This is a genomic window from Novilysobacter longmucuonensis (assembly GCF_046600735.1).
Classification (GTDB): Bacteria; Pseudomonadota; Gammaproteobacteria; order Xanthomonadales; family Xanthomonadaceae; genus Novilysobacter_A; species Novilysobacter_A longmucuonensis.
In genome coordinates this window covers 254,024-276,947 of sequence record NZ_JBJMAW010000001.1, presented here as the reverse complement: position 1 = coordinate 276,947, position 22,924 = coordinate 254,024, and the positions used below count along the sequence as shown (strand labels likewise).

Below are 22,924 nucleotides of genomic sequence, written 5' to 3'. Positions count from 1 at the left end.
GCATGGCCCGCTCTCACGGACATCCGCGTCGCTTTGGTAGGAGCGGGCCATGCCCGCGATCGGGCCCACATGCGCAGTAGAGCGGTCGTGCCCATGGGGCGCTCCTACAGGGGTGCGGTCTGGTCCTGGGGCCACAGGCCGCGGATGGCGGCGATGCCTTGGGCGCCGTGGCGGCGGGCTTCGGGCAGGTCGGCGCGGGTCAGGCCGCCGATGGCGTATAGCGGTAGCGATACCTGCTCGCGCAGCTCGGCGAATCCTTGCCAGCCGATGCCGGCGGCGCCGGGGTGGGTCGGGGTCGGCTTGATTGCGCCGACCACGGCGAAATCGCAGCCCAGGGCCTCGGCGCGGCGCAGTTCGGCGAGGTCGTGGCAGGAGGCTGACAGCGTCACCTCCTTGGCGACCGGGCGTTGCTCCAAGGCGGTCAGTTGCGCCGCCTGCAGGTGCAAGCCGGCTCCGAGCGATGCGGCCAGGGCGGCGTCGCCGTTGACCAGCACTTCGGCGCCGGCCACCTTGCAGCGCTGTGCCGCGGCGGACGCCAGTGGACGCCAGCGCTCCGACGGCAGTGACGGCGCGCGCAACTGGACGCGGCGCACGCCGGCGGCCAGCGCGAGCTCGAGTTGTTGCAACCAGGTGGCGTCGTCGACGCCCGGTTCCGGCGTCACCAGGCAGGTGTCGGGCTGCTGCAGGGCGGCCACCACCGGCAGGTCGGCCGGCGGCATCGGATAGCTCGACAGCCGGGCCGGTGGGACCCACGCCAGCGCCTGGCTTTCCAGGCCGCGGGCGGTGCCGCGCCAGGCGCTGACGTGGCGCACGTCCAGGCGCAGGCGCTTTTGCGGGTAGGCCTGGGGCACAGTGATCAAGGCGGCGCCGACTTCGACCTCGATGCCGAGCTCCTCGCGCAGCTCGCGGATCAGAGCCGCTTCGGGGGACTCGCCGGGCTCGCGCTTGCCGCCGGGGAACTCCCAGCGGCCGGCCAGGTCGCGCCCTTCGGTGCGCCGGGCCAGCAGGATGCGGCCGCGGGAGTCGCGGATCACGCCGGCGATGACGTCGATGGGGGGCGGGTCAGACATGGGTGGCGCCCGTTACCTGCACTGGCTTGGCGGGGGAAAAGCGGATCATGCCTGCGACCGGGCGATGCGCAGTGAAGCGTTCGCGCCCATGGGGCGCTCCTACAGGGGACGCTGGTGAAGGCGGGCCATGCCTGCGACCGGGCGATGCGCAGTGAAGCGCTCGCGCCCATGGGGCGCTCCTACAGCGGACGCTGGTGAAGGCGGGCCATGCCTGCGACCGGGCGATGCGCAGTAAGGCGTTCGCGCCCATGGGGCGCTCCTACAGGAGGTGGGGCGGGTGCAAGTGGGTGTCAGGCCAGCTGCCCATGGCAGTGCTTGTACTTCTTGCCGCTGCCGCAGGGGCACGGCTCGTTGCGGCCGACCCGGGCGAACTGCTCGTTGCCGCCCTTTCGCTGCTGCGCCTGCTCGGCTTCCTCGTCGGCGCTGTAGCCGCCGGCGGAGGCGTGCTGGAACTGCATCTGCCGGGCCTTGGCCTCGGCCTGGGCGCGCTCCTGTGCCTCCAACGCGGCGACCTCCTCCTCGCTGCGGATGCGCACGCGCGCCAGCAGGGTCACCACTTCGCGCTTGACCTTGTCCAGCATGTCGGAGAACAGCTGGTACGCCTCCTTCTTGTACTCCTGCTTGGGCTGCTTCTGCGCGTAGCCACGCAGGTGGATGCCCTGGCGCAGGTAGTCCATGCGCGCGAGGTGCTCCTTCCAGCTTTGGTCGAGCACGTTTAGCATGATGTGCTTCTCCAGCATGCGCGAGGTCTCCGTCCCGAGCTGCGCCTCGCGCTGCTCGAAGTGGCTGTTGACGGCGGCCTGCACGCGCTCCTCGATGTCCTCGGCGTTGAGCTCGCTGCTGTCCTTGGCCATCTGCACCAGCGCCATCTGCAGGCCGAACTCCTCGGCCAGAGTGGCCTCCAGGCCGGGCAGGTCCCACTGCTCGTCGACCGAGTTCATTGGCACATGGCGCGCGACCATGTCGCCGACCACGTCCTCGCGGATGCCGACAATGTTGTCCTGCACGCTCTCGGCTTCGAGCAGCTCGTCGCGCTGGCCGTAGATCACCTTGCGCTGGTCGTTGTTGACGTCGTCGAAGTCCAGCAGGTTCTTGCGGATGTCGAAGTTGTGCGCCTCGACCTTGCGCTGCGCGTTGGCGATCTGCTTGCTGACCAGCGCGCTTTCGATGATGTCGTCTTCCTTCAGGCCCATGCGCGCCATGACCTTCTGCACCCAATCGGCGGCGAAGATGCGCATCAGGTTGTCTTCCAGCGACAGGTAGAAGCGCGAGGAGCCCGGGTCGCCCTGGCGCCCGGCGCGGCCGCGCAGCTGGTTGTCGATGCGACGCGACTCGTGGCGCTCGGTGCCGACGATGTGCAGGCCGCCGGCGGCCTTGACCGCGTCGTGGCGCTGCTGCCACTCGGCCTTCATGCGGGTCGCGGTGGCCTCGTCGACCGGCGCGCCGGTCTCCTTTTCCAGCTCGGCCAGCTCGGCGTCCAGCGAGCCGCCGAGCACGATGTCGGTGCCGCGGCCGGCCATGTTGGTGGCGATGGTGATCGCGCCAGGGCGGCCGGCCTGGGCGATGATGGTCGCCTCGCGCTCGTGCTGCTTGGCGTTGAGCACCTCGTGGTGGATGCCGGCCTCAGTAAGCTGCTGGCTCAGCAGTTCGGAGACCTCGATCGAGGTGGTGCCGACCAGCACCGGCTGCTGGCGCGCGTGCGCCTCCTTGATCTCGTTGGCGACCGCGCGGAACTTGCCGGCGCGGTTGAGGAACACCTGGTCGGAGTGGTCCTGGCGCACCATCGGCATGTTGGTCGGGATCACAATGACTTCCAGGCCGTAGATGCTCTGGAACTCGAAGGCCTCGGTGTCGGCGGTGCCGGTCATGCCGGCCAGCTTGCCGTACATGCGGAACAGGTTCTGGAAGGTGACCGAGGCCAACGTCTGGTTCTCGCGCTGCACCGGCACGCCCTCCTTGGCCTCGACCGCCTGGTGCAGGCCGTCGGACCAGCGGCGCCCGGCCAGGGTGCGGCCGGTGAACTCGTCGACGATCACGACCTCGCCGTCGCGCACGATGTAGTCGACGTCGCGCTGGTAGATCGCGTGCGCGCGCAGTGCGGCGTTGAGGTGGTGCACGACGCTGAGGTTCTGCGGGCCATACAGGCCGTCCTCGTCCTCGGCGTTGAGGATGCCGGCCTCGCGCAGCAGGTCCTCGGCGCGCTCCTGGCCGGTTTCCGACAGGTGCACCTGCTTGCCCTTCTCGTCGACGAAGTAGTCGCCTTCGGCGTCCTCGGCGGCCTGGCGGACCAGCGAGGGCACGATGCGGTTGACCTTGATGTACAGCTCCGGCGACTCGTCGGCTGGGCCGGAGATGATCAGCGGGGTGCGCGCCTCGTCGATCAGGATCGAGTCGACCTCATCGACGATCGCGTAGTTCAGGCCGCGCTGGTTGCGGTCGTCCTTCGACAGCGCCATGTTGTCGCGCAGGTAGTCGAAGCCGAACTCGTTGTTGGTGCCGTAGGTGATATCGCTTGCATACGCGGCGCGCTTGTCGCCGGGGTTCATGCCCGGGTAGACCACGCCGACCGACAGGCCCAGCCAGTTGTACAGCTTGCCCATCCAGGCCGAGTCGCGCCGCGCGAGGTAGTCGTTGACGGTGACCGCGTGCACGCCCTTGCCTTCCAGCGCGTTGAGGTAGACCGGCAGCGTGCCGACCAGGGTCTTGCCCTCGCCGGTCCGCATCTCGGCGATCTTGCCCAGGTGCAGGACCATGCCGCCGATCAGCTGCACGTCGTAGTGGCGCATGCCGAGCACGCGCCGGGAGGCTTCGCGGCACACCGCGAACGCTTCGGGCAGCAGCTTGTCGAGCGATTCGCCGTCCTTGATGCGTTGCTGGAACTCGGGCGTCTTGGCCTGCAGTTGCGCGTCGGTGAGCTTCTCCATCTCCGCCTCGAGGGCATTGATCTTGAGGACGGAGCGTTGCAGCTGGCGCAGCAGGCGCTCGTTGCGGCTGCCGAAAACGCGGGTAAGCAGGTTGTTGAGCATGAACGGGTCCGAAGCGGGTCGTGGGCGGGCCAGGCGCATGCAAGCATGCGATGCGTAGCCCCCGGACAAAAGCAATACACAGAAAGACAGGACGCGAGGCGCCCTGTCGTGGCGAAGCCTATTCTAGCGTGGGGGCGGCGGGGCGCCTAACAAGGGCCGGTGGCGGTATGCGCAGCCCGAATTCGCCGCTGCAGCAGCGCCGCGTGGGCGCGATCGTTCTGCCGCGCGTGTTGGGGCGATCGCGGGCATGGCCCGCTCCTACAAACGATGGGTACGTGACGGTTTGATAGGAGCGCCCCATGGGCGCAATCGCGCTGCCGCGCGTGTTGGGGCGATCGCGGGCATGGCCCGCTCCTACAAATGGTGGGTGCGTGACGGTTTTGTAGGAGCGCCTCATGGGCGCGATCGCGCTGCCGCGCGTGTGGGGGCGATCGCGGGCATGGCCCGCTCCTACACAAAGGCACGCGTTGCGGGCGCGCCGCTCCTGCAGAAAGGTGCGTGCGGCTCAGCCGCGCAGCGGCGACTGCGCTGTCAGTAGCTTGTTGGGGTTGACCGCGCGGCCGTTCTGCCAGACCTCGAAATGCACGTGCGGGCCGGTGGAACGCCCGGTCGAGCCGGCCTTGGCGATCTCCTGACCGGCGCGCACCAGCGTGCCGACCTTGTGCAGCAGGCGCGAGTTGTGGGCGTAGCGAGTGACGTAGCCGTTGCCGTGGTCGACCTCGACCATGTTGCCGTAGCCGGCACGGCGGCCGGCGTAGCTGATCACCCCGTCGGCCACCGACAGCACCGCATCGCCGGTGCGGGCCGAGAAATCCATGCCCTTGTGCAGCGCGCGGCCGCCGCGGAACGGGTCGGCGCGATAGCCGAAGCTGGAGGTGACATAACCCGCGGCGACCGGTTCACGCGACGGCACCGAGTTCATGTCGAGCTGGCGGTTGAACAGCAGCGATTCGAGCACCGCGAGCTGCTCGCCGGAGGCGTTGAACTGGCTGTCGAGCTGGTCGAGGCCGATATCCAGCTCCTGCCGCGGCATGTCCTCGACCGGGCCGGCGCCGCCGATGGCGACCGGCTTCTCGAAGTCGAACTCGCCGTCCTGCAGCCGGCCGATACGGGTCAGGCGCTCGCCCAGGGCGTTCAGCCGGTTGGCTTCGGCCTGCAGCTCGCCAAGCCGGGCGGCCAGCGCGTTGATCTCGCGCTGCGCGTCGCGGCGGGTGGCCTCGATCTGCGCCTGCTGGGCATTCACCTGGGCCCGCAGGCTGGCGTTGTAGGCGATACCAGCGCCGCTACCCGTCGCCAGGCCGGTACCCAGCAACAGCGCGACGAACAGGCCGGGACGGCGGCCGCCGAACTCAGCGGCATGCTGGAGCAACTGCCCCAGTACGCCGCCTGGAGTGTTTACGATGGCCTGGTTTCTGGATTGATAGGTCATGTCGATGTCCGATTACAGGTCCAAGCCCCCGCCGCGGCGTCCGTCGTCCCCCCAGCCTGCGCTTGACGCGCTGCTGGCGGAGCCGGCGGGCGACCCGATCCGGCGAGCCCTCTGGCTCGACGGGCTGGACCGTCGATTACGCCCCCACTTGCCGTATTCACTTGCCGCGCACGCGCGGCTGGCTAACTTTGAAAACGGCAGGCTCGTGTTCGTGGTCGATGCCCCGGTGTGGCGGGCCAAGCTGAGGCTCGCGGCCCCGGAGCTGCTCGATGCGGCCCGTTCCGTCGGGATTGCTGCGGCCGAACTCGTCGTCAAGACGGCTGTTCCGGTGGCCCACCCCATGCAGGCACCGCGTCCGGTCATTCCCTTGTCAGCGACTACCCAGCAAGCCCTGCAAGCGGCACTGGCGTCGCTGAAGGAGCCCGGTCCGTCGGATTCCCATGTTGCTCGTTCCGGTGGTGCTGGTTTCGATGACGACGTTGGTTCCGATGACGCCGGGTCCAGCGCTGATTCCGATGATTCGACCTGAGGCTGCGGGCGTCGTGGCGTGGCTTTGCCATGCAGCCGCGCCATCAAGTGGGGGCATCCTAACGGCGCCCGGGCAGGGTTTTGTTAACAAACGCGCGCCGATTGGCGGAAATGCGTTACGAAACCGTTAAATATTGCGGGCTTGCCCCCTTCTATGTGACACAACGCGCGTTTGCCGCGGTACAGGCCCCGCCGGCCGGCCATTGGTTTTCCCTGCTGCCTGTGCGGGCCTGGCGCGATCCTACGCGGGCCGCTTTTCGTAGGAGCGCCCCATGGGCGCGATCGCTCTGCTGCGCGTGTGGGGGTGATCGCGGGCATCGCCCGCTCCTACAAAGGCGGGATCGCCTCGCATGGGCGGTTCCTGCCTCGCTGCCGCTTTTCGTAGGAGCGCCCCATGGGCGCGATCGCTCTGCTGCACGTGTGGGGGCGATCGCGGGCATGGCCCGCTCCTACAAAGGCGGAATCGCCGCGCATGGGCGGTTCCTGCCTCGCTGCCGCTTTTCGTAGGAGCGCCCCATGGGCGCGATCGCTCTGCTGCGCGTGTGCGGGCGATCGCGGGCATGGCCCGCTCCTACAAAGGCGGGATCGCCTCGCATGGGCGGCTCCTGCCTCGCTCCTGCTTTTCGTAGGAGCGCCCCATGGGCGCGATCGCTCTGCTGCGCGTGTGGCCGCGATCGCGGGCATGGCCCGCTCCTGCAAAGGCGTGGCGGGCGCGACGTGGGCCGGTCGTACACATGCGCGGCGGGTTTGTAGAGCGGAGCTTGCTCCGCTGCTTCTGCCTAGATCGTCAGCGGCGCGCCGTAGGTCACCGGGACCGGCTCGTTGCCGGTGAAGGTCACTTCTTCCCAGGCCGAGCGTTCTGCCAGGAGGGCGCGGACCAGGGCGTTGTTGAGCGCGTGGCCGGACTTGAAGCCTTCGTAGGCACCGATGATCGGGTGGCCGGCCAGGTACAGGTCGCCGACCGCGTCGAGGATCTTGTGCCGCACGAACTCGTCGGCGTAGCGCAGTCCGTCGTCGTTGAGCACGCGGAACTCGTCGAGCACGATCGCGTTGTCCATCGATCCGCCCAGCCCGAGGTTACGCTCGCGCATGTATTCCAGGTCGCGCATGAAGCCGAAGGTGCGGGCGCGGCTGACTTCCCTGACGTAGGACGCGGTGGAGAACTCGACCTCCGCGCGCGACTGCGAGGACGGAATCGCGGGGTGGTCGAACTCGACCGTGAAGCCGATGCGGAATCCGTCGTGCGGTTCGAACCGCGCGACCTTGTCGCCGTCGCGCACCTCGACCGGATGGATGATCCGGATGAAGCGCTTGGGTGCCTCCTGCTCGGCGATGCCGGCCGACTGCAGCAGGAACACGAACGGACCGGCCGAGCCGTCCATGATCGGCACTTCCGGCGCGGACAGCTCGACGTAGGCGTTGTCGATGCCCAGCCCGGCCATGGCCGAGAGCAGGTGCTCGACGGTCTGGACCTTGCCGGCGCCACAGCTCAGGCCGGTGCACAGCACGGTCTCGGTGACCAGCTCGGCGCGCGCGGGCAGTTCCACCACCGGGTCGAGGTCGACGCGGCGGAACACGATGCCGGCATCGACCGGCGCCGGCCGCAGGGTAAGAAAGACCTTCTCGCCGCTGTGCAGCCCGACGCCGGTGGCGCGGATCACATTCTTGAGGGTGCGCTGGCGCAGCATGGGCTCGGGTCTGTTGTGGGTTTCTGTGGCGCTACGATCGGCAGGACGCGGGGGCGTTGCGCGGTACGTGGTGGCGCGGAACGAAAACTTGCCGGCGGCATGGCTTCATGGCGCGGAGACCGGGTGACGCGTCGACTCGGGAACCGGGACATTCATGACGCTGAAGCGGCGAAAGAGTAGCACGCAGGTAGCTGAACCTGAACGGAAACGGCGCGCTGTCCTGTCGATGTCATCGACGCTGTGGAAACTGACCGGTCGGCCGTGACCGACCGGTCAAAAGTGCCCCGGGCCAGGCCCGGGACCAGTCGAGGATTGACGCTGGCGCTGCGGTCGCGGCTGATCAGTCGGCCTGCCTGCGCAGGAACGCCGGGATATCCAGGTAGCTGTCGCTGGCGCCGAAGTCGGCCGCCGCCGGCGCCGGCGCGGCGGTCTCCGCGCTGCCGTGCGACCTGCTGCGCAGCTCGCCGAAGCCCGGTGTCGCCGCCGCCGTGTAGTCGCCCTCGCCGTTGTCGATCGGCAACCCGGTGGTGCCGTCGCGGACCAGTCGCACCGGCGAGCGCTGGGTATCGCGCTCGCGGCCCCTGACCGCCACGCGGTTGAGCCCGGTGGCGACCACGGTGACCCGGACCGTGTCGCGCATGTCCGGGTCGAGCACGGTGCCGATCACCACGGTGGCATCTTCGGCGGCAAACGCCTCGATGGTGCGGCCGACCTCGTCGAACTCGGCCATGGTGAAGTCCGGGCCGGCGGTGATGTTGACCAGGATGCCGTTGGCGCCCTGCAGGTTGACGTCGTCGAGCAGCGGGTTCTGGATCGCCGCCTCGGCCGCGGCCTGGGCGCGATCATCGCCGCCCGACGTACCGGTGCCCATCATCGCCAGGCCCATCTCCGACATCACGGTGCGCACGTCGGCAAAGTCGACGTTGATCAGGCCCGGGCGCACGATCAGGTCGGCGATGCCCTGCACCGCGCCGAGCAGCACGTCGTTGGCGGCGCGGAACGCCTGGATCATGGTCGCGTTGCGGCCCAGCACGGTGATGAGCTTTTCGTTGGGGATGGTGATCAGCGAGTCGCAGTGGTGGCTGAGTTCCTCGATGCCCTTGAGCGCGACCTGCATGCGACGCCGACCCTCGAACGGGAACGGTTTGGTGACCACGGCCACCGTGAGGATGCCCATCTCCTTGGCCAGCTGCGCCACCACCGGCGCCGCGCCGGTGCCGGTGCCGCCGCCCATGCCGGCGGTGATGAACACCATGTCGGCGCCCTGCATCGCGTCCATCAGGCGCTCGCGGTCCTCCAGCGCGGCCTGCCGACCGACCTCCGGATTGGCGCCCGCGCCCAGGCCCTTGGTGACGTTGCTGCCGAGCTGCAACTGCAGCTTGGCGCCGCAGTTCTTGATCGCCTGCGAGTCGGTGTTGGCGGTGATGAACTCAACGCCGTCGACATTCCCGCTGACCATGTGGGCGACTGCGTTGCCGCCTCCGCCGCCGACGCCGATCACCTTGATGATCGCGTTGGGGGCCATGCTTTCTACCAGTTCAAAGTGCGCCATGTCCGTGTCCTCTTAGCTTTTAGTTATGTGGTGCTGGTGGGGAATCGGGCCGGGGACCGGGGACCCGGGACCCGCGAAAGCTGCTTCCCGTTGCTCTTACGACCGCTTCACTCACTGCTGTTGCTTCGCCGTCTCGTCTTTCGCCTTTGCCGTCCCGGGTCCCCGGTCCCGGGTCCCCGGTCCCGGCTCTCAAAACTCGCCCCGATACCAGTTCTTCAACTTGTTGAAGAACGAGCCCGCCCGCCCGGTCGAGATCACCGGCCGCCGCGGGTTTTCGATCTGGCTGCCCATCAGCAGCAGGCCGACGCCGGTGGCGTGCACGGGGTTACCGACGACTTCGCCCAGGCCGGTCACGTGCTGCGGGATGCCCACGCGCACCGGCATCTGCAGCATTTCCTCGGCCAACTCGACCACGCCTTCCATCTTTGCCGCGCCGCCGGTCAGCACCATGCCGGCGCGCACGTGCTGCTCGAAGCCGCTGCGCCGCAGTTCGGCCTGGACCATCTCGAAGATTTCCTCGTAGCGCGCCTGCACCGCCTGGGCCAGCGAGGCGCGCGGCATGCGCCGCGGCGGCCGGTCGCCGACGCTCGGCACCTGGATCGACTCCTCCGCGGTCGCCATCTGCGCCAGCGCGCAGGCGTAGCGGACCTTGATCTGCTCGGCTTCCGGGGTCGGCGTGCGCAGCATGTGGGCGATGTCCTCGGTGACCTTGTCACCGGCAATGCCGAGGCTGGCCGAGTGGGCGATCGCGCCGTGCACGAAGACCGCGATGTCGGTGGTGCCGGCGCCCATGTCCACCAGCACCACGCCAAGCTCGCGCTCGTCGTTGGTGAGCACCGCGTGGCTGGAGGCGAGCACGCCCAGGACCAGGTCGTCGACCTGCAGCCCGCAGCGCTGCACGCACTTGCTGACGTTGGTCGCGGCCGACTGCGCGCACACCACCAGGTGCGCGTGCACCTCCAGGCGCACCCCGCTCATGCCGACCGGGTTGCGGATGCCTTCCTGCGAGTCGTCCAACACGTAGTCGCGCGGGATCGCGTGCAGGATCCTCTGGTCGGCCGGTATCGCGACGGCCTTGGCCGCGTCGAGCACGCGGTCCAGGTCAGAGAAGCTGACCTCGCCATCGCGGATCGGCGCGATGCCCTGCGAGTTGCGGCACTGCACGTGGCTGCCGGAGATGGAGGCGTAGACCGAGCGGATCTCGCAACCGGCCATCAGCTCGGCCTCCTCGATCGCACGCTGGATCGACTGCACGGTCGATTCGATGTCCACCACCACGCCGCGGCGCAGGCCGCGCGATTCGTGCGAGCCGATCCCGATCACCTCGATCGGATTGCCGTCGCGGCCGTTGTCGCCGCGGCTGCTGTCGGTGGTGTATTCACCGACCAGCGCGACCACCTTGGAGGTGCCGATGTCGAGGCCGACGATGAGCGACTTGTCGCCTTTTCGATTCATGTGGATGCCTTGGAAGCCGGGACCGGGGACCGGGGGTCGGGGACCCGGTAAAAGCGGGGGTTGAGAACGGGTGGTGTGAGTGCTGGTGGCGCTGTGGCGAGGGGCGTGCTGCTTGCCGGTCCCGGGTCCCCGGTCCCTGGTCCCGGCGCTTCGACCTCACGCGGCGCCCAGGTCAGCGCGAACCCGTTGGTGTAGCGCAGGTCGGCGCGGACCAGCCGCTGCGCCTGCTGGGTGAGCATGCGCGGCATCAGCCGGGCGAAGCGCTCCAGCCGCGCGCGAGCCTCGTTGCGGCCGACCACGACCTCGGTGGCGACCCTGCCGTCGAACGTCGTGCTGTCGGGTGGCATGCGGTCGGAGGCGACGCCCTCATCGCGGTCACCGGGAGCACCTGCACGGGCCAGCCCCAGCGTCCAACTGCCGCGCGCATCCAGCGCCACCACCTGCACCTCCATGCCGATGGGACCCAGCAGCGAGCGCGCCTCGTTGTAGAGCGCCACCACGTCGGGCACCCGGGCGTCCGGTCCGCTCAGCTGCGGCAGTCCAGCCGGCACCTCAATGCCTTCGGCCGGAAACAGCCGGCCCTGCGAGGACAGCAGCCGGTCCTCGCCCCAGCGCGCGAACGGCCGGTGCTCGGTCACGCGCACCTCCAGCACGTCCGGCCAGCGCTTGCGCACCTCGGCCTGCTCGACCCACGGCAGGCGCGCTACCGCGGCCTGCGCCTGGTCCAGGCGCACCGCAAAGAAACCCGGCTGCGCGTACGGCAGCAGGGTCTCGCGCAGCACCGCCTCGTCGACCCGCTCGAACGCGCCGGTCGCACGCAGCTTGGTCAGCGGCCAATGTCCGCTGCCGACCCAGCCGTTGAGCACGGCCACCACCGGCAGCACCACCAGCGCGACCGCGAGCGACCAGCCGATCAGGCGCAGCAGCGCGCTCATTGCAGCGCTCCTGCGGTGCTTGCGGGAATGGTGTGGCGCGCGGCGTATCCGCTCATCGTAGGAGCGGCTTCAGCCGCGAACCGGAACCGTCGGCGGGCGTGGTGCCCGATCGCGGCTGAAGCCGCTCCTACAGGACAGCGGAATCCAGCCCAGAGTCCCGAGTCCCAAGTCGCGACGCTCATAGCGACGTCTCCAGCACCCGCCAGCACAACTCCTCGAAATCGATGCCGACCTCGCGCGCGGCCTTGGGCACCAGCGAATGGCTGGTCATTCCCGGGGCGGTGTTGACCTCCAGCAGGTGGAACTTGCCGTTGTGGAGCCCGCCGCTGTCGCGGTCGCGCATGACGTCGACCCGCCCCCAGCCCTCGCAGCCGGCGGCGATGAAGGCCTCCAGCGCGATGCGGCGGATCTCGGCCTCGTCGGCGCCGTCCAGGCCGGGACACAGGTACTGGGTGTCCTCGGCGACGTATTTGGCGTTGTAGTCGTACCACTCGCCCTTGGGCACGATGCGGATCGACGGCAGCGCGTGATACGCGAGCCGGCCGCCTTCATCGGCCACGCCGAGGATGGCGACGGTCAGCTCGTCACCGACCACCAACTGCTCCATCAGCAGCTCGCCCGGGTAACGTCCGGCCAGCGCCACCGCTTCGTCGAGGCCGGCACCGTCGTACACACGCGAGATGCCGACGCTGGATCCCTCCGAGGAAGGCTTGATAATCACCGGCAGCCCCAGTTCGCGCGCGGCGGCGTGCACGTCATCGCGCGCGCCCCCGCCGGCTGCGGCCAGGCGCACATAGCGCGGGGTCGGCAGGCCCTGGCTGAGCCACACCTGCTTGGTCCGGATCTTGTCCATGCTCAAGGCCGAACCGAGCACGCCGGAGCCGGTGTACGGCACGCCGAGCGCGTCTAGCAATCCCTGCAGCACGCCGTCCTCGCCCCCGCCCTTGTTGCCGTGGAGGATGTTGAACACCCGGTCGACGCGACCGGCGCCGCCTGCGCCGGCACGGATCACGTCCACCAGCGCGGCGATGCCGTCCACCGCGAACGACTCCACGCCGCGCGCCTGCAAGGCAGCCAGCACGTTGCGGCCCGAATCCAGCGACACCTCGCGTTCGGCGCTGGTGCCGCCCATCAACACCGCGACGCGACCGAACACCGCCGGATCGCTCACCCGAGGCGCGGGCAATGCAGCGTTCATGGGGCGTCTCCCGGTGCAGCGCTGGCAGCGAATCCGCCCATCGCCACCTGCTGCGCGGCCTGGCCGATGTCGCCGGCGCCCATCAACAGCAGCAGGTCGCCGTCCTCAAGCACGTCGCCCAGCACCCCGGGCAAGTCGCCGGCGCTGCCTACCACCACCGGATCGATGCGCCCGCGCGCGCGGATCGCACGTGCCAGCGCTTTCGCATCGGCGCCGGCGATCGGCGCCTCGCCGGCCGGGTAGACCTCGGTCAGCACCAGCACGTCGACGCTGGACAGCACCGCGGCGAAATCGTCGAACAGATCGCGCGTGCGGCTGTAGCGGTGCGGCTGGAACGCGACCACCAGGCGCTTGTCGGGCCAGCCGCCGCGCGCGGCGGCGAACACCGCCTCGAGTTCGCGCGGGTGGTGGCCGTAGTCGTCGACCACGGTGACCGTGCCGCCGCGCGGCACCGGCACCGGCGCGAGTACGTTGAAACGCCGGCCGATGCCGGCGAAGCCCTGCAGTGCACGCGCGATCGCCGCCGGCTCCACGCCGAGCTGCCAGCCGACCGTCGCCGCGGCCAGCGCGTTCTGCACGTTGTGGCGGCCCGGCATCGCCAGCGTCACCGGCGTGCGGGTGCCGTCGGGCAAAGCCAGGATGAAGTGCATGCACGCGCCGTGCTGGCTGACCTCGTCGGCGCGCACGTCGGCCTCGCCGGCAAAGCCATAGGTCATGACGTGGCGCGGGGTATTGGCGGCGAGTGCGGCGACTTCCGGATCGTCGATGCACAGCACCGCCAGCCCGTAGAACGGCAACCGGTGCATGAACTCGCCGAAGGCGGCCTGGACCTGGGCGAAGTCGCCGCCGTAGTTCTCCAGATGGTCGGCGTCGATGTTGGTGACGATCGCGATCTGCGGGTTGAGCCTCAGGAAGCTGCCGTCGCTCTCGTCGGCTTCGGCCACCAGCCACTGGCCGCTGCCGAGCCGGGCATTGGCGCCGGCGGCCAGCAGTTGCCCGCCGATCACGAAAGTCGGGTCGATGCCGCCTTCGCCGAGCACGCTGGCGATCAGCGAGGTGGTGGTGGTCTTGCCGTGGGTGCCGGCCACCGCGATGCCGCGGCGGAAGCGCATCAACTCGGCCAGCATCTCCGCGCGCGGCACCACCGGGATGCGCTGCGAACGCGCCTCGGTGAGTTCCTGGTTGTCCGGCCTGATCGCACTGGAAATCACCACGCAGTCGGTGCCCAGCACGTTCGCCGCGGTGTGGCCGCGGTGCACGGTCACGCCCAGTTTCGCCAGCCGCCGCGTCACCGGCGTGTCGGCCATGTCCGAGCCCGACACCTGATAGCCGAGCGTGCACATCACCTCCGCAATGCCGCTCATGCCGGTGCCGCCAATGCCGACGAAATGCACCCGCGGAAACGCCTTGGCGAGGTCGCCGGTGTGTTGCAGGCGGCGGCGCACGGTGGCGTTCATTCGCGCACTCCTGACAGCAGCACCCGGGCCTCAGGGGCGCCGGTGCTTTCGCAGGCGATCGCCAGCAGACGAGTCTTGTTTTCGGTTTTAGGTTTCAGGTTTTCGGCCGGGGTCATTGGGCTAGTTCCAGCACGGCGTCGGCAACGCGCTCGGCGGCGTCCGGCCGCGCCAGCGCGCGCGCGGCCTGCGCCATGGGCAGCAGGTCGGCGCGTTCGGAGAGGATTTCCAGCGTCGCGGCGATGCGCTCGGCGAGCGTCTCGCCCTGTGGCAGCAGCTGGGCGGCGCCGCGGTCCAGCAGGTACTGGGCGTTGCGGGTCTGGTGGTCATCGACCGCCTGCGGAAACGGCACCAGGATGCTGCCGACTCCCACTGCACACAGCTCCGCCAGGGTCAGTGCGCCGGCGCGGCAGACCACGATGTCGGCCCAGGCATAGGCCGCGGCCATGTCCTTGATGAACGGCTCCACCGAGGCGGGGACGCCGGCCTGGGCGTAGGCCCGTGCGGCCTCCTCGCGCAGCGTCTCGCCGCACTGGTGGCGCACCTCGCAGGCGACCACGCCGCGCAGCGCGGCGAGCGCCTGCGGCACGTGCGTATTGAGTGCGCGTGCCCCCTGGCTGCCACCGAGCACGAGCAGTCGCAATGCGCCGCCGCGGCCCTCGAAGCGTTGCTCCGGCGGCGCGATGGCGGAAATTTCGGTGCGCACCGGGTTGCCGACGACGTGCTCGTGCGCGCGCGGGAAGGTGTCGGGGAAGCTGGTCAGTACGCGGTCGGCCAGGCGGGCGAGCACGCGATTGGTCATGCCCGGCGCGCGGTTCTGCTCGTGCACGATCAGTGGGATGCCGGACATTCGCGCGGCCAGACCGCCGGGGCCGGCGGCGAACCCGCCGAAGCTGATCACCGCCGCGGGTTGCCGCAGGCGCAGCACGCGCCGCGCCGCACTCATCGCGCCGAGCAGCTTGAACGGCGCCGCCAGCAGGGTCGCCCGCCCCTTGCCGCGCACGCCGCGCACCGCGATCGTCTCGATCTCGATGTCGTGCTGCGGGACCAGGCGCGTCTCCATGCCGCCGCGAGCACCGAGCCAGACCACCGGCACGCCGCGCCCGCGCAGGACGTGGGCCACTGCGAGGCCGGGGAAGATATGCCCGCCGGTGCCGCCGGCGAGAATCATCACCGGGCGGAGCTGCTGCGGCGGGTTGCCGGTGCCGGTGCCGGTCACGCGAGCCTCGTCATGTTCACTGGGTCCGCTCATGCGAGCCTCGCCATGCTCTCGGGGTCGGCTCATGCGAGCCTCGTCATTCTCTTGGGGCCGGCTCATGCGAGCCTCCCCAGCGACCGCTCGACCCGCTGGCGCAGGCGGCCGGTGGCGCGCGCCTCGTTGCCCGCCGCCGTGGGCGTCGAAGGCGGCTCTGCCGCTGGGCGTGCCGCGTCGCCGCGCAGGCGCGCGACCTGGCGCTGGGCACGGTCGAGCTCGAACGACACCCGCATCAGCAGGCCCAGCGCGGCACAGCTCATCAGCACGCTGGAGCCGCCGTAGGAAATCAACGGAAGGGTCAGCCCCTTGGTCGGCAGCAGGCCCAGGTTGACTCCGATCGAGACGAAGCTCTGCAACGCGATCCACAACGCGATGCCGAACGCGCAGTAGGCGGAGAAATGTCGGCGCATCTGCGCGCACTGCATGCCCACCCAGAATGCACGCCCCACCAGCGCCACGTACAGGCCGATCACCAGGCACACGCCGACAAAGCCGAGCTCCTCGGCGGTCACCGCCAGGATGAAGTCGGTATGCGCCTCGGGCAGGTACTGCAGCTTCTGGATCGAACCGCCCAGGCCGACGCCGAACCACTCGCCGCGCCCGACCGCCATCAACGCATTGGTCAGCTGGTAGCCGCTGTCGAACGGGTCCGCCCACGGGTCCATGAACGAGGTCAGGCGGCGCATCCGGTACGGCTCGGCGATCGCCACGATCGCCAGCAGCGGCAAGCCGACCAGCACCGGGCCGAACATCCGCGGCATGTTGACCCCGCCCAGCACCAGCATGCCGCCGGTGATCGCCAGGATCAGCGACAGCGAACCGAAGTCCGGCTGGAATGCGAGCAGCACCACTAGCCCCAGCGCCACCCCGATCGGCTTGAGCATCGCCGGCCAGGTGGCGCTGACCTCCTCGCTGTAGCGCTTGAGGTAGCTGGCCAGCCACACGATGTAGAGCAGCTTGACCGCCTCGACCACCTGGAAGTTGGACACACCGGGAATCCGGATCCAGCGTTGGGCGCCATTGACGCTGTGGCCGATGCCGGGGATGAACACCAGCAGCAGCAGTGCAAAGCACAACAGCAACAGGGTCTGGCTGTGGTGCTCGACCAGCTTGAGCTCGGTGCGCGTGAGCCACAGCGCGCAGGCGACGCCAACCCCCAGGAACACGATGTGGCGGGTCAGGAAATGGAACGGACCCACATCCAGGCCTTCGCCGATCGCGATCGAGCTGGAGCCGACCATCACCACGCCCAGGCACGCCAGCGCGCACGCGATTCCGATCAGCCACGGATCGAAGCGACCGCTGATCGCATCCAGGCGCGTGGCCTGGCGGGTGCTGCCGCCTTGGGCGTGGCCGGCATGCTTGTGACTGGCATGGGCGTGGCGCTCGATCATCAGCGCACCTTCAACGTCGCCAGGCCGACCAGCACCAGCACCACGGAGATGATCCAGAAGCGCACGATCACGCGCGGCTCCGGCCAGCCCTTGAGCTCGAAGTGGTGGTGGATCGGCGCCATCCGGAACACGCGCTTGCCGGTCAGCTTGAACGACGCGACCTGGATCATCACCGACAGCGTCTCGATCACGAAGATCCCGCCCATGATCACCAGCACCAGCTCCTGGCGCACGATCACCGCGATGGTGCCGAGCACCGCACCGAGCGCGAGCGCACCGATGTCGCCCATGAACACCATCGCCGGATAGGTGTTGAACCACAGGAAACCGAGCCCGGCCCCGGCAATCGCGGCGCAGATGATGATCAGCTCGCCCGCGCCCGGCACCGGCGGGATCTGCAGGTATTCGGAGAACACCGCGTTGCCCGAGGCATAGGCGAACACGCCCAGCGCGCACGCGACCAGCACCGTCGGCATGATCGCCAGCCCGTCCAGGCCGTCGGTCAGGTTGACCGCGTTGGAGAAGCCGACGATCCAGAAGTAGGCGATCGCGATGAAGGTGAGCCCGGCCAGCGGCAATGCGATCGTCTTGAACAGCGGGATGTAGAAGGTGGTGGCGGTCGGCGTGTCGGCGCTCATGAACAGGTAGATGCCGGCGGCCAGGCCGAACACCGACTGCAGCGCGTACTTCCAGCGCGACTTCATGCCGTTGGGATCGCGCTTGACGATCTTGATCCAGTCGTCGTACCAGCCGATCGCGCCGAACGCGACCATCACCGCCAGCACCAGCCACACGTAGCGGTTGCGCAGATCGCCCCACAGCAGCACCGCGGCGAACACGGTGATCAGGATCAGCGCGCCGCCCATGGTCGGCGTGCCGGCCTTGGAGAAGTGCGACTGCGGACCGTCCTGGCGGATCGGCTGGCCGCCCTTGAGCTGGCCAAGGCGGCGGATCACCACCGGCCCCCACCACAACGACAGCCCCAGCGCGGTCAATGCACTGAGGATGCCGCGCAGGGTGAGGTAGTTGAACACCCCGAAGATGCTTTCCAGCTGTTCCAGCCAGCGCGCCAGTTCAAGCAACATGCGTGGTGTCCTCCCGGTCAGACAGCAGCGCGGTGACGATCTTGTCCATCGCGCTGCCGCGCGAGCCCTTGACCAGCACGCGCACGCCGGCTGCCGCTTCTGTAGGAGGGGCTTCAGCCCCGATTGAACCGCCCGGCGGGATCGCGGCTGAAGCCGCTCCTACACGGGCCAGGTCGTCGCGCAGCGCGGCGATCAACGCGGCGTGGCTGTCGTACTCGGTGCCGCCTGCGCCGAACGCCTGCGCGGCGGCCGCGCTCAGCAGGCCGAGCGCGTACAACCGCTGGATTCCGGCAGCCTTGGCGCGGCGCCCGGCTTCGGCATGCATTGCCTGCGCATCGCCGCCGAGCTCGCGCATGTCGCCCAGCACCAGCCATGCATCGCCGGGCGCCTCGGCCAGCAGGTCGATGGCCGCGGCCAGCGAGCCGGGATTGGCGTTGTAGCTGTCGTCGATCAGCACCGCGTTGCCGCCGAGCGGGCGCGCCACCAAGCGGCCGGCGACCGCCTGCGCGGCAGCAAGTCCGGCCGCGATCGCGTCCAGCGATGCCCCCGCCCCCAACGCCAGCGCCGCGGCCGCCAGCGCATTGCGCACGTTGTGCCGGCCCGGCAGCGCCAGCGTGATGGCAGCCTCGCCTTCGGGTGTGACCAGGGTGAAGCGGCTGGCGTCGGCGTCGATGCGGATGTCGCGCGCAATGACGTCGGCGCTGCTGTCCAGGCCGAAACGGATCATCCGGCGCCCGTGCGCGCGCTCGGCAAAGAAGGGCGCAAACGCGTCATCGGCGTTGATGACCGCGACGCCGTCGGCCGCCAGCGCGTCGTAGATCGCAGCCTTGGTGTCGGCCACGCCGAGCAGGCTGCCCATGCGCTCCAGGTGCGCCGGCGCGATGTTGTTGACCAGCGCCACATCGGGCCTGGCGATCGCGGTGAGATAGCCGATGTCGCCCGGTTTTCCGGCGCCCATCTCGTAGATCGAGAACTCCGCATCCGCGGGCGCGTCCAGCACCGCCAGCGGCAGGCCGATCTCGTTGTTGCGGTTGCCGGGGTTGGCGTACGCGCGCCCGACCTGCTCCAGGATCGCCAGCAGCAGCGCCTTGACGCTGGTCTTGCCGTTGCTGCCGGTGATCGCGAGGGTGCAGCTATGAGCCGCGCGGTGCACCGCACCGGCCCAGTCGGCCAGCGCGCGCTCGGTGTCGGCGACGATGATTTGGGCGATGTCGGCCTGGGCGGGACCGGTGTGGATGCGGCGCTCCACCAGTGCCGCGGCGACGCCGGCCCGCGCCGCGGCGGCGACGTGGTCGTGCCCGTCGAAGCGCTCGCCCTTCAGCGCGACGAACAGACGGCCCGTGCCTGCCGACGGCGCCCGGGTGTCGGTCACCAGTGCCTCGACCACGACGTCCTCGCCGGCCAGGCGGCCGCCTGTCATGCGCGCGATCTCCGACAGTGCGATCGGCTTCATGGTCGCTCCTGCGCATCGTGCGCTCGCGAGCCCTGCACATCCATTGGCGGCGCCCTGCCCTCGAGAGCCCGCTGCGCGACTTCGGTGTCATCGAACGGGTGCCGCACGCCGTCGATCTCCTGGTAGGGCTCATGACCCTTGCCGGCGACCAGCACGATGTCGTCGGGACCGGCCTGGCCGATCGCCTCGGTGATCGCGCGGCCGCGGTCGCGCTGCACGAGGATCTGCGCCGCAGGCGCGTCGCCGCCGCTGGAAAAGCCGGCCATGATCTCGGCCACGATCGCGTCGCCGTCCTCGCGGCGCGGGTTGTCGTCGGTCACCACCACCAGATCGGCATGGCACTGGGCGATTGCGGCCATCTGCGGGCGCTTGCCGCGATCGCGCTCGCCGCCGCAGCCGAACACGCAGATTAGCCGCGCGGTGGCATGGGCGCGCAGCGACACCAGCGCCTGTTCCAGCGCATCCGGGGTGTGTGCGAAATCGATCACCACCAGCGGCTGCGCGCGGCCGCCGGCGGGCATGCCGCCGCCGAGCCGGTTCATGCGGCCATGGATCGGCTGCAGCTGCGACAGGGTGCCGGCGATCTCTGCCGGCGCAGCGCCCTGCGCATGCAGCGCGCCGGCGACCGCAAGCAGGTTGTCGATGTTGAAGCGGCCCAGCAGCGGCGAGCGCACCGGGTGGCGTGCCCCGTCCAGCACCAACTCGAACCCAATGCCGGCGCCGTCCAGCTGCAGGTTCTCGGCGCGCAGGCTGGCGCTCTCGTTGCCGCGGGAGCTGAGCCCGATCGCGCGCACGGAGTCCGGCAGCGCCGCATGCAGCTGGCGGCCGAATGCGTCGTCGAGGTTGATCACCGCCGCCTGCAGTCCCGGCCACGCGAACAGCTGCGCCTTGGCCGCGCCATAGCCGGCCATGTCGCCGTGGTAATCGAGGTGGTCGCGGCTCAGATTGGTGAATACCGCAACTTCGAACCGCACGCCGTCGACGCGGCCCTGGTCGAGGGCATGCGAGCTGACCTCCATCGCCAGCGCCTGCGCCCCGGCCTGGTGCAGATCGGCGAGCAACGCGTGCAGGCGCAGCACCTGCGGCGTGGTGAAGCCGGTCGCGCGGACCTGGCCGTACAGGCCCGCGCCGAGCGTGCCGATGGTCCCGGCGCGCACGCCGCGCAGCGCCCAGGCCTGGGCGAGCAACTGCACGGTGGAGGTCTTGCCGTTGGTGCCGGTGACCCCGACCACGCGCATCGACTCGCTGGCGCCGCCATAAAAGCGATGGCCGAGCTCGCCCAGGCGCGCACGCAGCCCCGGCACCGCGATGGCATCGGCCGGCGCCGACAGGCCGTCCGGCAGCGGCGGCTCGAACAGGATTGCGCTGGCTCCCTGCGCGCGCGCCTGGTCGACGAAGTGCAGCCCGTGCGCTCCGAACCCCGCGATGGCGATGAACGCGTCGCCGGCGTCGAGCTCTCGGCTGTCCTGCGCCAGGCCGCCAATGACGAGGTCGGCGGGGATGCCCGCCACGTCCGGCAGCAACTCGGCCAACGGCAGGGTGCGGCTCATTGCGCACCGCCCGCGGTGGACACCGCCGGCACCAGCGCGCCCGCGCCCGCGGCAACCGGAATAGGCGTGGGCAGCACCGGCCCGTGGCCGGGCTTGCCGTTGTTGGCTTTCAGGCGCTTTGCGTCCTCCGCCGCCTGCACCGCCAGCCAGGTCTCGATGTCGTCGGGCGCGACGTCCATCAGCCGCAGCGCGCCCTCCATCACGTTCTTGAACACCGGTCCGGACACCATGCCGCCGTAGTAGCCGGTGGACGGGTCGGGATCGTCGATCACCACCGCCATCGAGAAACGCGGGTTCTCCACCGGCACCACGCCGGCGAAGAACGACACGTAGCGGCGCGAATAGCCGCCGGTGTCGTTGTACTTGCGCGCGGTGCCGGTCTTGCCGGCGACGTGATAGCCCAGGATCGCGGCCTGGGTGGCGGTGCCACCGTCCTCGGTCACGGTCTGCATCATCCGCATGACCTGCGCGGCGACCGCCGGATCGAGCACCTGCTCGGCCTCGTTGCGCTGGCCCTTGACGAAGGTCGGCGCGATCAGGCGCCCGCCGTTGCCCAGCGCCGCGTAGGCCATCGCGATCTGCAGCGGGGTCGCCGACAGGCCATAGCCGTAGGAGATGGTCGCCTTGGACGAGCCGCTCCAGTCCTCCGGATGGGCCAGTACGCCCGGTGTCTCGCCGGGGAAGCCACTGCCCGGCGCCTGACCGTAGCCGAAGCCGCGGATGAACTCGTAGAAGTACTCGTCCGGCAGCCGCTCCGACAGTTTGACAGCGCCGAGGTTGGAGCTCTTGGTGATCAGCCCGGTGACCGTCTGCACGCCGTAGTTGCGGAAGTCGCTGATCGTGTAGCGGCCCAGCGACATGTAACCCGGCGACACGTCGATCAGCGTGCCGGGGGTGACCACACCGGCGCTGAGCGCGGCGGCGACCGTGATCGGTTTCATCGTCGAGCCCGGCTCGACCACGTCGGTCACCGCGCGGTTGCGGTAGGCGTCGGCGTCGCGCACGCCGATCGCGTTGGGGTTGTAGCTGGGCAGGTTGGTCATCGCCAGCACTTCGCCGGTGGCGATGTCGAGCACCACCGCCGAGCCCGCGCTCGCACCGGTGCGCGTCAGGGCGTTACGCAGCTCGCGGTGCGCCAGGTACTGGATGCGCCGGTCGATGCTCAGGACCAGGTCATGGCCGGGCCGGGCCGCCTCGATCAGCTCGACGTTCTCGACGAAACGCCCGCGGCTGTCGCGGATCACGCGCTTGGCGCCGGGCGTGCCGCGCAGCCAGTCGTCGAAGGCCAGCTCCAGCCCTTCCTGGCCGCGGTCGTCGATGTTGGTGAAGCCCAGCACGTGCGCGACCGCGTCGCCCTGCGGATAGAAGCGGCGGTACTCGCGCTGGCTGAACACCCCGGGGATGTCGTGGGCGAGGATCGCGCGCGCCTGAAGCGGGTTGATCCGGCGCTTGAGGTAGACGAACTCCTTGTCGGCGCGCTGGCTCAGCTTGCGGGTCAGCTCATCGACCGGAACATCCAGCGCACGGGCCAATAGCGGGATCTGCCCGGGATGCTTGAGCAGCTCCTGCGGGTTGCCCCAGACCGACTCGACCGGGGTGGACACCGCCAGCGGCTCGCCGTTGCGGTCGGTGATCATGCCGCGCGAGGTGGGGATGGCGATCTCGCGCAGGATGCGCTGGTCGCCCTGCGCGCGGTAGAAGTCGTTGTTGATCACCTGCAGGTCGAGCGCGCGCCCGACCAGCGCCAGCGCGCACAGCCCGAGCGTGCCGCCGACCAGGATCATTCGGTTGCGTAGGTTGTAACGCGGCCGTGCACCGCGCGGCTGCAGTGCACGGGGGGTGCGCTGGCCAA

At 69.7% G+C, this 22,924-nt stretch carries 16 protein-coding genes; 1 reads left to right on the top strand and 15 read right to left on the bottom strand.

Going from position 1 to position 22,924, the window contains the following annotated elements; all coding sequences use genetic code 11:
- Positions 1–104: 104 nt before the first annotated feature.
- The 3 genes from ACJQWM_RS01255 to ACJQWM_RS01245 form a co-directional block, all read right to left on the bottom strand.
- Positions 105–1,070 (bottom strand): Nudix family hydrolase, encoded by a 966-nt coding sequence (locus tag ACJQWM_RS01255; RefSeq protein WP_332706068.1) that lies wholly within the window; start codon positions 1,068–1,070, stop codon positions 105–107.
- Between the two features lie 290 nt (positions 1,071–1,360).
- The gene (gene secA / locus ACJQWM_RS01250) at positions 1,361–4,096 is read right to left on the bottom strand and encodes a preprotein translocase subunit SecA (protein WP_332706109.1); all 2,736 of its coding nucleotides are present in this window, start codon (positions 4,094–4,096) and stop codon (positions 1,361–1,363) included.
- 505 nt (positions 4,097–4,601) lie between these two features.
- Entirely contained in the window at positions 4,602–5,525 is a 924-nt protein-coding gene (locus ACJQWM_RS01245) for a peptidoglycan DD-metalloendopeptidase family protein (RefSeq protein ID WP_332706065.1), read from the bottom strand.
- Positions 5,526–5,529: 4 nt separating this feature from the next.
- On the opposite strand from ACJQWM_RS01245, the gene ACJQWM_RS01240 reads away from it, so the two are divergent.
- Complete coding sequence (locus tag ACJQWM_RS01240; RefSeq protein WP_411306636.1) at positions 5,530–6,054, top strand: DciA family protein; 525 nt, start codon at positions 5,530–5,532, stop codon at positions 6,052–6,054.
- A 778-nt stretch (positions 6,055–6,832) separates the two neighbouring features.
- Here the strand turns inward: ACJQWM_RS01240 and lpxC are convergent.
- From lpxC to ACJQWM_RS01180, 12 genes are all read right to left on the bottom strand, one after another.
- Complete coding sequence (lpxC, locus tag ACJQWM_RS01235) at positions 6,833–7,741, bottom strand: UDP-3-O-acyl-N-acetylglucosamine deacetylase (protein ID WP_332706059.1); 909 nt, start codon at positions 7,739–7,741, stop codon at positions 6,833–6,835.
- 340 nt (positions 7,742–8,081) lie between these two features.
- Positions 8,082–9,293: a cell division protein FtsZ gene (gene ftsZ, locus ACJQWM_RS01230; RefSeq protein WP_332706056.1), complete on the bottom strand. Its 1,212-nt coding sequence runs from the start codon at positions 9,291–9,293 to the stop codon at positions 8,082–8,084.
- Between the two features lie 189 nt (positions 9,294–9,482).
- Positions 9,483–10,748, bottom strand: a complete 1,266-nt coding sequence (gene ftsA, locus ACJQWM_RS01225) for a cell division protein FtsA (RefSeq protein WP_332706053.1) — start codon at positions 10,746–10,748, stop codon at positions 9,483–9,485.
- Positions 10,745–11,683: a cell division protein FtsQ/DivIB gene (locus ACJQWM_RS01220; RefSeq protein WP_332706050.1), complete on the bottom strand. Its 939-nt coding sequence runs from the start codon at positions 11,681–11,683 to the stop codon at positions 10,745–10,747. The genes ftsA and ACJQWM_RS01220 overlap by 4 nt, the downstream gene beginning before the upstream one ends.
- A 178-nt stretch (positions 11,684–11,861) precedes the next feature.
- Positions 11,862–12,881 (bottom strand): D-alanine--D-alanine ligase, encoded by a 1,020-nt coding sequence (locus ACJQWM_RS01215; RefSeq protein ID WP_332706047.1) that lies wholly within the window; start codon positions 12,879–12,881, stop codon positions 11,862–11,864.
- The gene (gene murC / locus ACJQWM_RS01210) at positions 12,878–14,326 is read right to left on the bottom strand and encodes a UDP-N-acetylmuramate--L-alanine ligase (protein ID WP_332706106.1); all 1,449 of its coding nucleotides are present in this window, start codon (positions 14,324–14,326) and stop codon (positions 12,878–12,880) included. Before murC ends, ACJQWM_RS01215 begins: the two co-directional genes overlap by 4 nt.
- Before the next feature lie 124 nt (positions 14,327–14,450).
- Positions 14,451–15,506 carry an undecaprenyldiphospho-muramoylpentapeptide beta-N-acetylglucosaminyltransferase gene (gene murG / locus ACJQWM_RS01205; protein ID WP_332706103.1) on the bottom strand — a complete coding sequence of 352 codons (1,056 nt, stop codon included), beginning with the start codon at positions 15,504–15,506 and terminating at the stop codon, positions 14,451–14,453.
- 143 nt (positions 15,507–15,649) lie between these two features.
- Positions 15,650–16,984 carry a putative lipid II flippase FtsW gene (gene ftsW / locus ACJQWM_RS01200; protein WP_411306619.1) on the bottom strand — a complete coding sequence of 445 codons (1,335 nt, stop codon included), beginning with the start codon at positions 16,982–16,984 and terminating at the stop codon, positions 15,650–15,652.
- Positions 16,984–18,069, bottom strand: coding sequence for a phospho-N-acetylmuramoyl-pentapeptide-transferase (gene mraY / locus ACJQWM_RS01195; RefSeq protein ID WP_332707699.1), 1,086 nt, complete (start codon positions 18,067–18,069; stop codon positions 16,984–16,986). Before mraY ends, ftsW begins: the two co-directional genes overlap by 1 nt.
- On the bottom strand, positions 18,059–19,522 hold the full coding sequence (locus ACJQWM_RS01190; RefSeq protein ID WP_332707696.1) for a UDP-N-acetylmuramoyl-tripeptide--D-alanyl-D-alanine ligase: 1,464 nt from the start codon (positions 19,520–19,522) through the stop codon (positions 18,059–18,061). The genes mraY and ACJQWM_RS01190 overlap by 11 nt, the downstream gene beginning before the upstream one ends.
- Positions 19,519–21,072 carry a UDP-N-acetylmuramoyl-L-alanyl-D-glutamate--2,6-diaminopimelate ligase gene (locus tag ACJQWM_RS01185; protein ID WP_332707693.1) on the bottom strand — a complete coding sequence of 518 codons (1,554 nt, stop codon included), beginning with the start codon at positions 21,070–21,072 and terminating at the stop codon, positions 19,519–19,521. The genes ACJQWM_RS01190 and ACJQWM_RS01185 overlap by 4 nt, the downstream gene beginning before the upstream one ends.
- Positions 21,069–22,856, bottom strand: a complete 1,788-nt coding sequence (locus tag ACJQWM_RS01180) for a peptidoglycan D,D-transpeptidase FtsI family protein (protein WP_332707705.1) — start codon at positions 22,854–22,856, stop codon at positions 21,069–21,071. The genes ACJQWM_RS01185 and ACJQWM_RS01180 overlap by 4 nt, the downstream gene beginning before the upstream one ends.
- Between the last annotated feature and the right edge of the window lie 68 nt (positions 22,857–22,924).